This is a genomic window from Pseudomonas sp. LBUM1672 (assembly GCF_059695655.1).
In genome coordinates, this window is record NZ_CP166781.1 from 40,818 (window position 1) to 53,094 (window position 12,277).

General features: G+C 58.9%; 11 protein-coding genes. 4 read left to right on the top strand and 7 right to left on the bottom strand.

Features of this window, described 5'->3' with window-relative positions; all coding sequences use genetic code 11:
* Both ACA053_RS00190 and ACA053_RS00195 read left to right on the top strand, forming a co-directional pair.
* The gene (locus tag ACA053_RS00190; protein ID WP_497394306.1) at nt 1–939 is read left to right on the top strand and encodes an MlaD family protein; all 939 of its coding nucleotides are present in this window, start codon (nt 1–3) and stop codon (nt 937–939) included.
* Nucleotides 936–1,562 (top strand): ABC-type transport auxiliary lipoprotein family protein, encoded by a 627-nt coding sequence (locus tag ACA053_RS00195; protein ID WP_497394307.1) that lies wholly within the window; start codon nt 936–938, stop codon nt 1,560–1,562. Before ACA053_RS00190 ends, ACA053_RS00195 begins: the two co-directional genes overlap by 4 nt.
* 160 nt (nt 1,563–1,722) lie before the next feature.
* Here ACA053_RS00195 and ACA053_RS00200 read toward each other — a convergent pair whose 3' ends face one another.
* From ACA053_RS00200 to ACA053_RS00220, 5 genes are all read right to left on the bottom strand, one after another.
* Nucleotides 1,723–2,952, bottom strand: a complete 1,230-nt coding sequence (locus ACA053_RS00200) for a nucleoside recognition domain-containing protein (RefSeq protein WP_497314739.1) — start codon at nt 2,950–2,952, stop codon at nt 1,723–1,725.
* Nucleotides 2,953–3,173: 221 nt separating this feature from the next.
* Entirely contained in the window at nt 3,174–4,505 is a 1,332-nt protein-coding gene (gene gltP / locus ACA053_RS00205; RefSeq protein WP_109627055.1) for a glutamate/aspartate:proton symporter GltP, read from the bottom strand.
* A gap of 700 nt (nt 4,506–5,205) precedes the next feature.
* The gene (locus ACA053_RS00210; RefSeq protein ID WP_497394308.1) at nt 5,206–5,670 is read right to left on the bottom strand and encodes an inhibitor of vertebrate lysozyme family protein; all 465 of its coding nucleotides are present in this window, start codon (nt 5,668–5,670) and stop codon (nt 5,206–5,208) included.
* Between the two features lie 2 nt (nt 5,671–5,672).
* Nucleotides 5,673–5,837 carry a DUF1328 domain-containing protein gene (locus tag ACA053_RS00215; protein WP_003177151.1) on the bottom strand — a complete coding sequence of 55 codons (165 nt, stop codon included), beginning with the start codon at nt 5,835–5,837 and terminating at the stop codon, nt 5,673–5,675.
* An 82-nt stretch (nt 5,838–5,919) separates the two neighbouring features.
* Nucleotides 5,920–6,207 carry a hypothetical protein gene (locus ACA053_RS00220; RefSeq protein WP_109627059.1) on the bottom strand — a complete coding sequence of 96 codons (288 nt, stop codon included), beginning with the start codon at nt 6,205–6,207 and terminating at the stop codon, nt 5,920–5,922.
* Between the two features lie 442 nt (nt 6,208–6,649).
* On the opposite strand from ACA053_RS00220, the gene algB reads away from it, so the two are divergent.
* Both algB and ACA053_RS00230 read left to right on the top strand, forming a co-directional pair.
* On the top strand, nt 6,650–7,996 hold the full coding sequence (algB, locus tag ACA053_RS00225) for a sigma-54-dependent response regulator transcription factor AlgB (protein WP_109627060.1): 1,347 nt from the start codon (nt 6,650–6,652) through the stop codon (nt 7,994–7,996).
* 7 nt (nt 7,997–8,003) lie between these two features.
* Entirely contained in the window at nt 8,004–9,791 is a 1,788-nt protein-coding gene (locus ACA053_RS00230; RefSeq protein ID WP_497314743.1) for an ATP-binding protein, read from the top strand.
* 15 nt (nt 9,792–9,806) lie between these two features.
* Here the strand turns inward: ACA053_RS00230 and ACA053_RS00235 are convergent, their stop codons facing one another.
* Together ACA053_RS00235 and ACA053_RS00240 are read right to left on the bottom strand one after the other, a co-directional pair.
* Entirely contained in the window at nt 9,807–11,420 is a 1,614-nt protein-coding gene (locus tag ACA053_RS00235) for an EAL domain-containing protein (protein ID WP_109627064.1), read from the bottom strand.
* A gap of 75 nt (nt 11,421–11,495) precedes the next feature.
* The gene (locus tag ACA053_RS00240; RefSeq protein ID WP_497394309.1) at nt 11,496–12,275 is read right to left on the bottom strand and encodes an N-acetylmuramoyl-L-alanine amidase; all 780 of its coding nucleotides are present in this window, start codon (nt 12,273–12,275) and stop codon (nt 11,496–11,498) included.
* Nucleotides 12,276–12,277: the final 2 nt, after the last annotated feature.

The window sequence follows — 12,277 nt, forward strand, 5'->3', positions numbered from 1 at the left end:
ATGGAAACCCGAGCCCATCATGTATTGATCGGCCTGTTCACCGTGATTGTGGTGGCGGGCGCCCTGCTCTTCGGCCTTTGGCTGGCCAAGTCCAGCGTTGACACCGAGTTCAAGGATTACGAAGTCGTCTTCAACGAGGCGGTCAGCGGCTTGTCCAAGGGCAGCGCCGTGCAATACAGCGGGATCAAGGTCGGCGATGTAGTGACCTTGCGCCTGGACCCGAAAGACCCGCGCCGGGTGTTGGCGCGAATTCGCCTGGGTGGCGATACGCCGATCAAAGAAGACACCCGGGCCATATTGGCGCTGACCGGGATTACCGGGACCTCGATCATCCAGCTCAGTGGCGGTACACCGCAGAGCCCGAACCTCAAAGGCAAGGACGGCCATTTGCCGGTGATCATCGCGTCGCCCTCGCCCATTGCCCGTTTGCTCAACGACAGCGGCGACTTGATGGCCGGTGTGAACACGCTGATGCATAACGCCAACCTGATGTTTTCCACCGAGAACGTCGAGCGCATCAGCAAGACGCTGGAAAATCTGGAACAAACCACCGGCACCATCGCCGACCAGCGCGGCGATATTCGTCAGGCGATGCAGCAACTGGCGTCCGTCGGCAAGCAGGCTGGCGCGATGCTGGAGCAGACGTCGGCGTTGATGCGTAACGCCAACGGCCTGCTCAACGATCAGGGCAAGCAGATGTTCGGTAGCGCCGAGCAGGCCATGAAGTCGCTGGAGCAAAGCAGCGCGACCATCAACAAATTGCTCACTACCAACCAGGATTCACTGAACAGCGGCATGCAGGGCCTGAACGGCCTGGCACCGGCGGTACGTGAATTGCGCGACACCCTGACGTCGTTGCGGGCCATTTCCCAGCGCCTGGAAGCCAACCCCAGCGGTTACTTGCTGGGCAATGACAAGAACAAGGAGTTCACGCCATGAAGCTTGCGACCCTCGCCCTCCTCGCCGGCTTCACGTTGGTCAGCGCTTGCTCGATCCTGCCCAAGTCCGAGCCATCCGATGTCTATCGCTTGCCTTCGTCCCAGAGCAGCGCATCGGCAAGTCATGGCACACCGCAACGCTGGTCGCTTCGCCTGACCAAGCCGCAGGCCAGCGAAGCGTTGAACAGCCCGAAAATCGCCGTGATCCCCCAAGGTGATCTGATCAGCAGCTACGCCGCCTCGCGCTGGAGCGATCCGGCGCCGGTGTTGCTGCGCAATCGGCTGCTGGATGGTTTCCAGCGGGACGGCCGAGTGCCGTTGCTGAGCACAGATGACAGCAACTTCCAAGCCGATCTGGAATTGGGCGGGAGTCTGCAGGCGTTCCAGACTGAATACCAAGGCACCGCGGCGAGCGTGGTCGTGCGGCTGGATGCGTTGCTGGTGCGTGGGTATGACCAGCGCATCCTCGCCAGCCGCCGCTTTGAAGTGCGCCAGCCATTGAGCGATGTGAAGGTGCCCGGGGTGGTGGCAGGGTTTGGCCAGGCCAGCGATCAGTTGACGGCGCAGGTGGTGAGTTGGGCGGTTGAGCAAGGCCAGAAAGCCGCCCCGCCTCCTCGCCCTTAAAGCCAACACAAACCCAATGTAGGAGCGAGCCTTTGTGGCGAGGGGACTTGTCCCCGTTGGGTCGCGAAGCGGCCCCGAATTCAGGTCTTGGGACTGCTGCGCAGTCCAACGGGGACAAGTCCCCTCGCCACAAAGGCTCACTCTCACAGGGGATCTTTGGTTAACCGAAGAACCAGTAGCAAACGCCAATCGCGCCGAGAACACCGGCAAATTCCGCCAGCAATGCGCACCCAACCGCATGCCGCGCTCGCTGGATGCCTACTGCACCGAAGTACACCGCCAGCACATAGAACGTCGTTTCCGTACTGCCCTGAATCGTCGCAGCCACCAGCGCCGGGAAACTGTCCACCCCGGAGGTCTTCATGGTTTCGATCAGCATCGCCCGCGCGGCGCTGCCGGAGAACGGCTTGACCATCGCCGTCGGCAGCGCGTCGACGAAGCGCGTGTCCCAACCGGCCCACTCCACCAGATGCCGGATCCCGTCCAGACCAAAATCCAGCGCCCCGGACGCCCGCAGTACGCCGACGGCACACAGCATCGCCACCAGATACGGCAGCAGGTTCTTGGCCACGTCGAAGCCTTCCTTGGCGCCTTCGACGAACGCTTCGTAGACTTTCACTTTGCGTAACGCGCCAATCACCAGAAACAGCATGATCAGCCCGAACAGCGTCAGGTTGCCGAGGATCGATGAAAGCCCGGCCAGAGCGGTCGCCGAGAGCGTCGCCAGCAGCGCCATGAAGCCACCGAGGGCCAGGGCACCGGGAATCAGATACGCGAGCACCACCGGGTCCCACAGACGCAGGCGTTGCATGAACGCCACCGACAGCAGGCCCACCACTGTCGAGCAGCTGGTTGCCAACAGGATCGGCAAGAACACGAGGGTGGGGTCGGGTGCACCTTGCTGAGCGCGATACATGAAGATCGTCACCGGCAGCAGGGTCAGGGATGAGGCGTTGAGCACCAGGAACAGGATCTGCGCGTTGCTGGCGATGGTCTCGCTGGGGTTGAGCTCTTGCAGCGCCTTCATGGCTTTCAGGCCGATTGGCGTGGCGGCGTTGTCCAGGCCCAGGCCGTTGGCGGCGAAGTTCAGCGTGATGAGGCCGATGGCCGGGTGGCCGGGCGGGACTTCCGGCATCAGGCGCAGGAACAAGGGGCCCAGCGCCTTGGCCAGCCAATCGACGATCCCGGCCTTCTCGGCGATTCGCAGAAAGCCCAGCCAGAGCGTCAGGGTGCCGAACAGCAGGACCATGACCTCGACGGACAACTTGGCCATGGCGAAAATGCTTTCCACCATCGCCGCGAAGATCCCGGCGTTACCGCCGATCAGCCATTGCGCCAGTGCCGAAACGGCAGCCACGATGAAAAAGCCGAGCCACAGGCCATTGAGCATCAGTTAAATCCCCCGAAGAATGCCGCGAATGATAGCGGGGTAGCCAGAAACGACAAACCCCGGATTTCTCCGGGGTTTGTTTGTGTGGCTTGCTCGGGTCACTGTGGGAGCCAGCCTGCTGGCGATGAGGCCGGCACATTCAACATCTCTGTTGTTTGATACACCGCTATCGCCAGCAGGCTGGCTCCCACATAAAAGCCAGACTCCACAGGGTTCAGCTATCAGTTGCTGGAAACTTCGCCCGCCGGCAGCTTTTCCTTGCTGCGCCAGTGCGGCAGCGAGTTCCAGTAACGCTGGCCCTTGGCGTCGTCGTACATGCCTTCCCAGCGGGAGATGACCAGTACGGCCAAGGCATTGCCGATCACGTTCAGCGCGGTACGGGCCATGTCCATGATGCGGTCGACACCGGCGATGAACGCCAGGCCTTCCAGCGGAATACCCACGCTACCCAAGGTAGCCAGCAGCACCACGAAGGACACGCCCGGTACGCCGGCGATGCCTTTGGACGTCACCATCAGGGTCAGCACCAGCAGCAATTGCTGGCTGATCGACAGGTCGATGCCGTACAGCTGGGCAATAAAGATCGCCGCGATGCTTTGGTACAGGGTCGAACCGTCGAGGTTGAACGAGTAACCGGTCGGCACCACAAAGCTGCAAATGGCTTTCGGCGCGCCGTAGGCTTCCATCTTCTCGATCACGCGCGGCAGCACGGTTTCGGAGCTGGCGGTGGAGTAAGCCAGTACCAGCTCATCCTTGAAGATGCGCATCAGCTTGATCACCGAGAAGCCGAACATCTTGGCAATCAGGCCGAGGATGACAAAGGCGAAGAAGGCGATGGCGACGTAAACCAGGATCACCAGTTTGGCCAGCGGTATCAGAGAAGCGAAACCGAAGTTGGCCACGGTCACTGCGATCAGAGCGAACACGCCGATCGGGGCATAGTTCATGATCATGTGGGTGACTTTGAACATGCTTTCCGAGACGCCCTGGAACATCTTCACCAGCGGCTCGCGCAGGTCCGATTGCAGGCTCGACAGACCGAGACCGAACAGCACGGAGAAGAAGATGATCGGCAGCATTTCGCCGCGGGCCATGGCCGCGAAGATGTTCGACGGGATCAGGTTGAGGATGGTTTCGATGAACGCGTGTTCATGCTGAACCTCGGCCGCCGTCGCCTGGTACTTGGAAATATCCACGGTACCCAGGGTGCTCATGTCGATGCCGGTGCCCGGATGGAACACGTTGGCCAGCACCAGACCGACCACGATGGCGATGGTGGTGACAATTTCGAAGTAAATGATGGTCTTGAGGCCGATACGCCCGAGTTTCTTCGCGTCGCCTACACCAGCGATGCCGACGATCAACGAGGAGATGACGATCGGGATCACGATCATCTTGATCAGACGGATAAAGATATCGCCTGCCGGTTGCAGGACGTTGCTGATCCACCAGGCTTTTTCGGCACTGAAATGGTTGAGCAGCGCACCGATTGCTATCCCCAGTACCAGACCGATGAGGATCTGCCAGGCGAGGCTGAGCTTTGCCTTCTTCATATCTTTACCCTTACTTGCGTTTGACTCAGGCGAATGCAAGAACTGGAACGCTCGTCGCGAAAAAGTCTGTGCATCTGCCCCCGTATAAGGTGCCCCGGAGCGCTTTGTTACGGCTCTCTGGCAGGCGAAAAAAGGCGCAACTATTCCGATGCAAGGAAGCGACGTCTAATGCCGTAAACGCCTACCCTATGCCGAATCGGCATGAGCTTTTTTAATTGAAACCCGCGTCCCAACCGGTTCGAATACGACATTTCGGCAGGCATAAGTGCCGTGAACCGGCCATTTCAGAGGAGGTTGGTTGTTTTTTAAACAGTTGAATTCATGACGAAATTTCGGAAAAAGCCTACGTTTGGCAGCGAAATCTCATGCGCCCAAAGTCGAAGGTTTCTCGATATACGGTCGTGAAGAAACACCGCGAAACGGTTTTACGGGGAATATGCAGCAGGAGGGAATGAGCGCAGTGCTCTAGATCAACGCTTTGCACGTTGAAGCTCTTCGCAAGTCCGTCGAGCCACTCGGGGCTGGCGAACTTGCGTCGCAGCTTTAATTACCTGACCCGGCCCTTGCGCAGACACTCCATGTGCCCGTAGGTCACTCCGCCCCAGAAACAGGCAGAACGTCCCGACCCCTTGGTCATGCGCCTACCTTCCTCGGGTAGCGCACTGGAAAGAAGCAATGCTGCTCCTTTCGTGTTTCAAACTCAGTACCACTTCGGATCTTTCTTGAGCTGTTCCATCAACAGATCCTGCATACCCTGGTCAGGTTTGCCGAGGAAGCGGTAGTCGGCATGTCGCGTTGGCGACTTGTCGGCCGGCAATCCTGCGGGCACTTCGACCAGCATGGCGTACGCGTCCTTTTTGTCGAAGCTGAAGGCCACTATCAAGCGTTTGTTCAGGCACGTCGGTTGCGTTTCGCAAAGCGGCCCGACCAGATACTTGTCGCCATCTTCTTCAACCGCATTCATTTGCTCGGCAGCGCCAGACAGGTTCATCACCCATTCCGGCAGTCGTTCTTCCTTTTTAACGACTTTAGTCCAGGTTTCACGGTACTGCGGGTCCGAATTCAACAATTCGCTGGCCCGCGTCTGGCCATCATTGGCCGCCATCGCCATGGCACTACCGCCCAGAAGGAGGGCGGCTGCCAGTGTCTTTACCCAAACGCTCATATTCAGCCTCGACCGCGACGGCCAAAGAAGAACGAAGCAATGAACATCACCAGGAACACGACAAAGAGAATCTTGGCGATACCCGTGGCGGTGCCCGCGATACCACCGAAGCCCAATACGGCGGCGATGATGGCAATGATCAAGAATGTGATTGCCCAGCTCAACATGGTGATTCTCCTTACGCTTCTATATTAGAGGTGCAGCTTGTGGTGCTTTTCCCGGCGCAGCGAGCGCGCCAAGTTCGGTTGCTCAGAACACCCAACGTTCCTGACGCGGCATCTCATCCGCAGGCTGAGCCTGGTCGACGTCCATCATTCGCATCGGAGCAAGGTCAGCCTGATTACTGCTGACGGCGCTGAAATGGGTCTGGGTTGCACGATGAATCGACACGTGCGGCGCTTCTGGCTGCTGGCTCTGTTCCCAGAGCAGGAACTGCTGGCCAGCGATCAGCGTGATCAACATCGCCAGGATGCCAAACAGGCCTTGCTGGATATGCAACGGCGAGATGCGCAATGGGGCGACACGTTGGCGATTCATTCTGAAACTCCTCCCACTCTGGTGGTGATCTTGTCAGTGGGCGTCGATTCAAAATGGCCCTGATTACCTAGGCTATTGCAGGCTGCATGCCAGCTTTTTTGAAGAAAAAAACTGTTTAAAATCAACAAGTTAATTTGTTTGTGAAAATCACGTCGGACGCATACTGCACGATGGCCCATGCAAGGTCGTGCGTATTGCACGATCAATTCCCGGGAACTTTGATTATTTTTGAATTGAGAGGAGGGCGCAGATGTCAGAAAAGGACGTGGGTAATCGCCTCAAAAGCGGGTTTTTCTAAAAAACCAGCAAAATCAGTCCATTAGCTAATGGATGTGTAGAGAGCTACCCTGCGATGGCTGGAATGGATCAGAATCAACCATGCAACTTGCCCGATTTTTCCGGGACTAAATCAAGATCATTATTTTTAAAGGAGCGCGGGAACATGGAATCAGCCACTGAGCATCAAGGCCGCATTCTGCTGGTGGATGATGAATCCGCCATTCTGCGAACCTTCCGTTATTGCCTCGAAGACGAAGGCTATAGCGTGGCCACCGCCAACAGCGCGGCACAGGCCGATGCTTTGCTGCAACGTCAGGTGTTCGATCTGTGTTTCCTTGATCTGCGCCTGGGTGAGGACAATGGCCTGGATGTGCTGGCCCAGATGCGCATTCAGGCCCCCTGGATGCGGGTGGTGATCGTCACCGCTCACTCGGCCGTGGACACCGCCGTGGATGCGATCCAGGCCGGTGCCGCCGACTACCTCGTCAAGCCTTGCAGCCCCGACCAGTTGCGTCTCGCCACTGCCAAGCAGCTGGAAGTGCGCCAACTTTCCGCTCGGCTGGAAGCCCTTGAAGGTGAAGTGCGCAAACCCAAGGACGGACTGGATTCCCACAGCCCGGCCATGAAAGTGGTACTTGAAACCGCACGCCAGGTCGCCACTACCGACGCCAACATTCTGATTCTCGGCGAGTCCGGTACCGGTAAAGGCGAACTGTCCCAAGCCATTCACGGCTGGAGCAAGCGTCAGAAGAAATCCTGCGTCACCATCAACTGCCCGTCGCTGACGGCGGAATTAATGGAAAGTGAACTTTTCGGCCACAGCCGTGGCGCGTTCACCGGCGCCAGCGAAAGCACCTTGGGGCGCGTCAATCAGGCCGACGGCGGTACGTTGTTTCTCGACGAGATCGGCGATTTTCCCTTGACGTTACAACCCAAGTTACTGCGTTTCATCCAGGACAAGGAATACGAGCGCGTAGGTGATCCAGTAACCCGACGCGCCGATGTACGAATCCTCGCGGCGACCAACCTGAACCTCGAAGACATGGTGCGCGACGGCCGTTTCCGTGAAGACCTTCTCTATCGCCTGAACGTCATCACGCTGCATTTGCCGCCACTGCGCGAGCGCCGGGAAGATATTCTGAACCTGGCCGATCGTTTCCTGGCTCGCTTCGTCAAGGAGTATGCGCGTCCGGCACGGGGCTTTAGCGATGAGGCCCGGGAAGCGTTGTTGGGTTACCGCTGGCCCGGCAACATCCGCGAACTGCGTAACGTGGTGGAGCGGGCGAGCATTATCTGCCCACAGGAACGGGTCGAGATCAGCCACCTGGGCATGGCCGAGACCCCGACCAACAACGCGCCGCGTATTGGTGCGGCGTTGAGCCTGGATGAATTGGAGAAAGCCCACATCGGCGCCGTCCTCGCCACCGCCGATACGCTGGATCAGGCGGCCAAGACCCTCGGCATCGATGCCTCGACCCTGTACCGTAAACGCAAGCAGTACAACCTGTGAGCCGACAATGAAACTGGCGATGAAGCTGCGTACTCGGCTGTTTCTGAGTATTTCGGCGCTGATCACCGTAGCGCTGCTCGGGCTCTTGCTCGGGCTCGTCAGCGTGATGCAGATGGCCGGCACTCAGGAAGTGTTGGTTCGCAACAACTTTGTCTCGCTGGACCTGGGGCTGAAATTGCGTCAGACCCTGGGCGATCAGCTCATGATCATGATCGACGAAAAGCCCGATCCTGCTGCGTTCCAGGCCTCCAGGCAACACTACCTCGAATTGCTTGAAGAAGGCATCACACTTCAACACTCCAGCAACGGCGGTTATGGCTTCACACAGGCCAAGGCTGATTACCTCGACTTTCTTCAGGTCTACGATCAGACCCAAGCGGCTACGCCTGCATTGAGCGGCAACGCTGCGCTGGTGGAAAAATTCAATATCTTGCGCAGCGGTCTGGTCTCCGAGCAAAAGCGTGCACTGGATAACATCAACAACACCGAGCGCCAGGCCCGGGAACGCGCTTTGCTGATTGCCGGCCTGCTCGGGTTGGTGGGGTTGGCGGTGTTGATCATCGGTTTCATGACCGCCCATGCGATCGCCCGCCGGTTTGGCGCTCCGATTGAAGCGTTGGTCCAGGCCGCTGACGACATCGGCCAAGGTAATTTTGAAGTGACCCTGCCGGTTTCCTCTGCCGAGGAAATGAACCAACTGACCAAGCGCTTCGGCATCATGGCCGAGGCGCTGCGTGAGCATCAGGCGATGAACATCGACGAGCTGCTCGCCGGCCAGCAACGTTTGCAGGCTGTACTCGACAGCATCGATGACGGGTTGCTGATGATCGACCGCGAAGGCTATCTGGAGCACCTCAATCCCGTAGCCCAGCGTCAGTTGGGGTGGGACACCGATCGACTCGGCCAGGGGCTGGGCTCAGCGCTTGAGCGTCCCGAACTGGATGAGCAGCTGCAACTGGTGCTGCGTGGCGGGACGCTGGAGCGGGCACCGGAAGACCTGAGCATTGAGGTAGACGGTGAATCGAGGTTGCTGACTTACAGCCTGACGCCGGTCAGCCATACGCAGGGCCACATTCTCGGCGCCGTGATGGTGCTGCATGACGTCACCGAACAGCGTGCATTCGAACGGGTGCGCAGCGAGTTCGTCTTGCGCGCCTCCCATGAGCTGCGCACCCCGGTGACGGGAATGCACATGGCCTTCGGCCTGTTCCGTGAGCGGGCGAAATTTCCTGCGGACTCCCGCGAAGCCGATTTGCTGGACACCGTGAATGAAGAAATGCAGCGCTTGATGCAACTGATCAACGACCTGCTGAATTTCTCTCGCTACCAGAACGGTTTGCAGAAGCTCACGCTGGCGCCGTGTTCCATTGAAGCGTTGCTGGAGCAGGCTCAGGAACGCTTTGCCGGAACTGCGGCGCTGAAGGGCATCGAGTTGGCGGTGGAAGTGCAAGGGCCTTTACCCAGGTTGCAGGCCGACCAGGCGCAATTGGATCGGGTGCTCGATAATCTGATCGACAACGCTTTGCGCCATACCGCCCAGGATGGACTGATACGTTTGCAGGCGCGGCGCCATGGGGAGCGGGTGATTATCAGCGTGGAAGACAACGGTGAAGGCATTGCCTACGGTCAGCAGGGGCGGATCTTCGAGCCTTTCGTCCAGGTCGGCCGCAAGAAGGGCGGTGCCGGGCTTGGTTTGGCGTTGTGCAAGGAAATCGTGCAGTTGCATGGCGGGCGGATGGGCGTTTATTCGCGGCCGGGGCAGGGTACGCAGTTCTACATGGCGCTGGCGGTTTAAACCGCTGCAGTCTTTTCAGGCTTCATCATCCAGGCGTCGATTGTTCCGCCGGCGACCACGGGTAATCAGTTCGATGAATTGCACGGCGCTCAGGGCATGGGCGAACAGCCAGCCCTGACCGTACTTCACCCCTTCGCTGCTCAGAAAGGCCGCTTGCGCTTCATGTTCGATGCCCTCGGCAATCACCCTGAGTTGCAGGGCCTGGGCCATGTGAATGATGTGCGGTGCCACGCCGCTGCTGGCGGCATCATGGCCCAGGGCATCTATGAACGCCTTGTCGATTTTCAGGCAGTCCACCGGCAGGGTTTGCAGGTAGGCGAGGCTGCAATAGCCCGTGCCGAAATCATCGATCAGCACCTGATGTCCGACATCGCGCAAGGCTTGCAGGTTTTCCCTGGCCACCACCACATCGATCAAGCCTCGCTCAGTCACCTCAAAGGCAATCTGCTTCGCCGCGACCCGGTGCAAGGTCAGCAGGCGCGCCATCACCTGGCCGATACGCGGCACCATGACATCGCAAGCTGCAAGGTTGACGGAGATGTACAACTGCGGATTGGCGCGTAGCAGTTGCCCAAGTTGTTCGAGGAGTCGCTGCAATACGAAGTCGGTCATCTGGCGGATCTGGCCGGTGTTTTCGGCCATCGGGATAAACAGGTCGGGGCTGGTCAGGGTGCCGTCCGGTCTTCGCCAGCGCAGCAAGGCTTCGGCCCCGACACAGTTGCGGCTGTCGAGATCGAAGATCGGCTGATACAACACCTGCAATTCGCCGCGTCGAATGGCGCCGTTCAGTTCCGCGTCCAGTGACTGACGCTGGCGCACCAGCAGAAACACCATGAAACCGACCAGGATACCCAACGCCAGACTGGCCGGCAGCAGCCACCACCACACGGCTGGCACATGCATGTTCGTGCGTGGGGTGATCAGCACTAATTGGTATTCGGGATTGTTGGTGGGCATGCGGTAAATCAAGCGGGTTTGTGTCACTTGCAGCGCATCGCGGTTTGTCAGGGGCCAGGATTCGGCGGGGGGCCAGACCTGTGCGGCACCGAGGACAGGAATCGCACGGGTGCCATGGGAGAGCACCACCAGCAGGCTACTTCCCGGGGACAGATCGACCATGTCGGTCAAATGGCCACGAGAGGTGGCGACCCGAAAGTTGCCGCGTCCAAGCATCAACGCCGCGCGGTTTTCATCGGGTTCAGTGGTGGTGTTCAGCCAGTAGCTGTAGGTGGGCCCCTTGATGTCCGGCGGTCGACTCAGCGACAGCCCCACTTGGCGAGGGCGATTCGAGCAGATCCGCGAGGCATCCATGTAGGCGGCTTCGTAAACGAAGCGATAGTTGAAGCTGACCTGCTGCAAGGTTGCGATCATTTCATCATCGCAGCCACGCAGGGGTTGGGCTTCCAGATCGTCGAGGCTTTCACGTAGCTGCCCGAACAGCTGCTCCAGCCGGGCGAGGAAACGCTCGCCCTGGGCATTCATTTCCTGGCTTTCCCGCTGCTCTACCTGATGCATCGCTAAAAACAGGCTGGCGGCCATCAATAACGTTGCGCTCAACGCAGCAGCCAGCATCGCCAAAAACCAGGGGCGATAGAACCAGCTACGAAGCGTCTCTCGAGCTACAGTCATTGTGGATATCCGAAGAATTACCAATGAGTTATAGCTGCTGATTGAGAAAAAGCCCTTACCGTCGGGCGGGCGTCATTATTTTGTCTGATTCAATACTTGCAGGAGCGCCGCCGTCTGAGCGTCGGGATTGCCATCAAATCGGGCGGGGCGGAAATGCATTTGAAAGGCCGCCAGTACATGGCGCGTGGCGACATCAAGCTCACCCGTTTGTGGCGTGGCATAACCCAGTCGGGCCAGCTGTCCCTGATACCAACTGATGCTCGGCAGTTGTGCTGCGAACTGGGCTTGTTGGCGTGCGACGGCCTGCTCGTTTGGCCAGACGCCTATGCCTTCGGCGGCCAGGCGCTTCCAGGGAAACAGCGGGCCGGGATCGAGCTTGCGCAGCGGCGCGATGTCGCTATGGCCGATGATGGAACGCGGGTGGATGTTGTAACGCTTGCTGATGTCCTTGAGCAGGAAGATCAACGACTGAACCTGGTCTTCACTGTACGGGTACCAGAGGCGGCCCGTCGGTGTGTCTTTGAAGCCGGGATTGACGATCTCGATGCCGATAGAGCTGGAGTTCAGCCAGGTCCGGCCTTGCCATTCGCTTTCGCCTGCGTGCCACGACCGAAGGTTTTCATCCATCAGCTTAAAGATGGTGGCGCCTTTGTCGTCGCCGATCAGGTAGTGACTGCTGACTTCGCCGTGGGTGAGCAGTTGCAGCGAGCGCTCAAGCGAAGCAGAGGTGTAATGCACCACCACGAACTGAATACGGCTGTCGTGATTGACGGAAGGGTGGCTGGTGTCGATCCGCGGGCCGCTGGCACAACCGGCCAACAGGAGCAGCGACACAATGAGAGCAAGACATTTCATGG

What these genes read in the sequence shown, in the direction of transcription:
- ACA053_RS00190 (WP_497394306.1), top strand. Translation starts at nt 1, where the DNA reads ATGGAAACCCGAGCCCATCATGTATTGATCGGCCTGTTCACCGTGATT.
- ACA053_RS00195 (WP_497394307.1), top strand. Translation starts at nt 936, where the DNA reads ATGAAGCTTGCGACCCTCGCCCTCCTCGCCGGCTTCACGTTGGTCAGC.
- ACA053_RS00200 (WP_497314739.1), bottom strand. Translation starts at nt 2,952, where the DNA reads ATGCTCAATGGCCTGTGGCTCGGCTTTTTCATCGTGGCTGCCGTTTCG.
- gltP (WP_109627055.1), bottom strand. Translation starts at nt 4,505, where the DNA reads ATGAAGAAGGCAAAGCTCAGCCTCGCCTGGCAGATCCTCATCGGTCTG.
- ACA053_RS00210 (WP_497394308.1), bottom strand. Translation starts at nt 5,670, where the DNA reads ATGAGCGTTTGGGTAAAGACACTGGCAGCCGCCCTCCTTCTGGGCGGT.
- ACA053_RS00215 (WP_003177151.1), bottom strand. Translation starts at nt 5,837, where the DNA reads ATGTTGAGCTGGGCAATCACATTCTTGATCATTGCCATCATCGCCGCC.
- ACA053_RS00220 (WP_109627059.1), bottom strand. Translation starts at nt 6,207, where the DNA reads ATGAATCGCCAACGTGTCGCCCCATTGCGCATCTCGCCGTTGCATATC.
- algB (WP_109627060.1), top strand. Translation starts at nt 6,650, where the DNA reads ATGGAATCAGCCACTGAGCATCAAGGCCGCATTCTGCTGGTGGATGAT.
- ACA053_RS00230 (WP_497314743.1), top strand. Translation starts at nt 8,004, where the DNA reads ATGAAACTGGCGATGAAGCTGCGTACTCGGCTGTTTCTGAGTATTTCG.
- ACA053_RS00235 (WP_109627064.1), bottom strand. Translation starts at nt 11,420, where the DNA reads ATGACTGTAGCTCGAGAGACGCTTCGTAGCTGGTTCTATCGCCCCTGG.
- ACA053_RS00240 (WP_497394309.1), bottom strand. Translation starts at nt 12,275, where the DNA reads ATGAAATGTCTTGCTCTCATTGTGTCGCTGCTCCTGTTGGCCGGTTGT.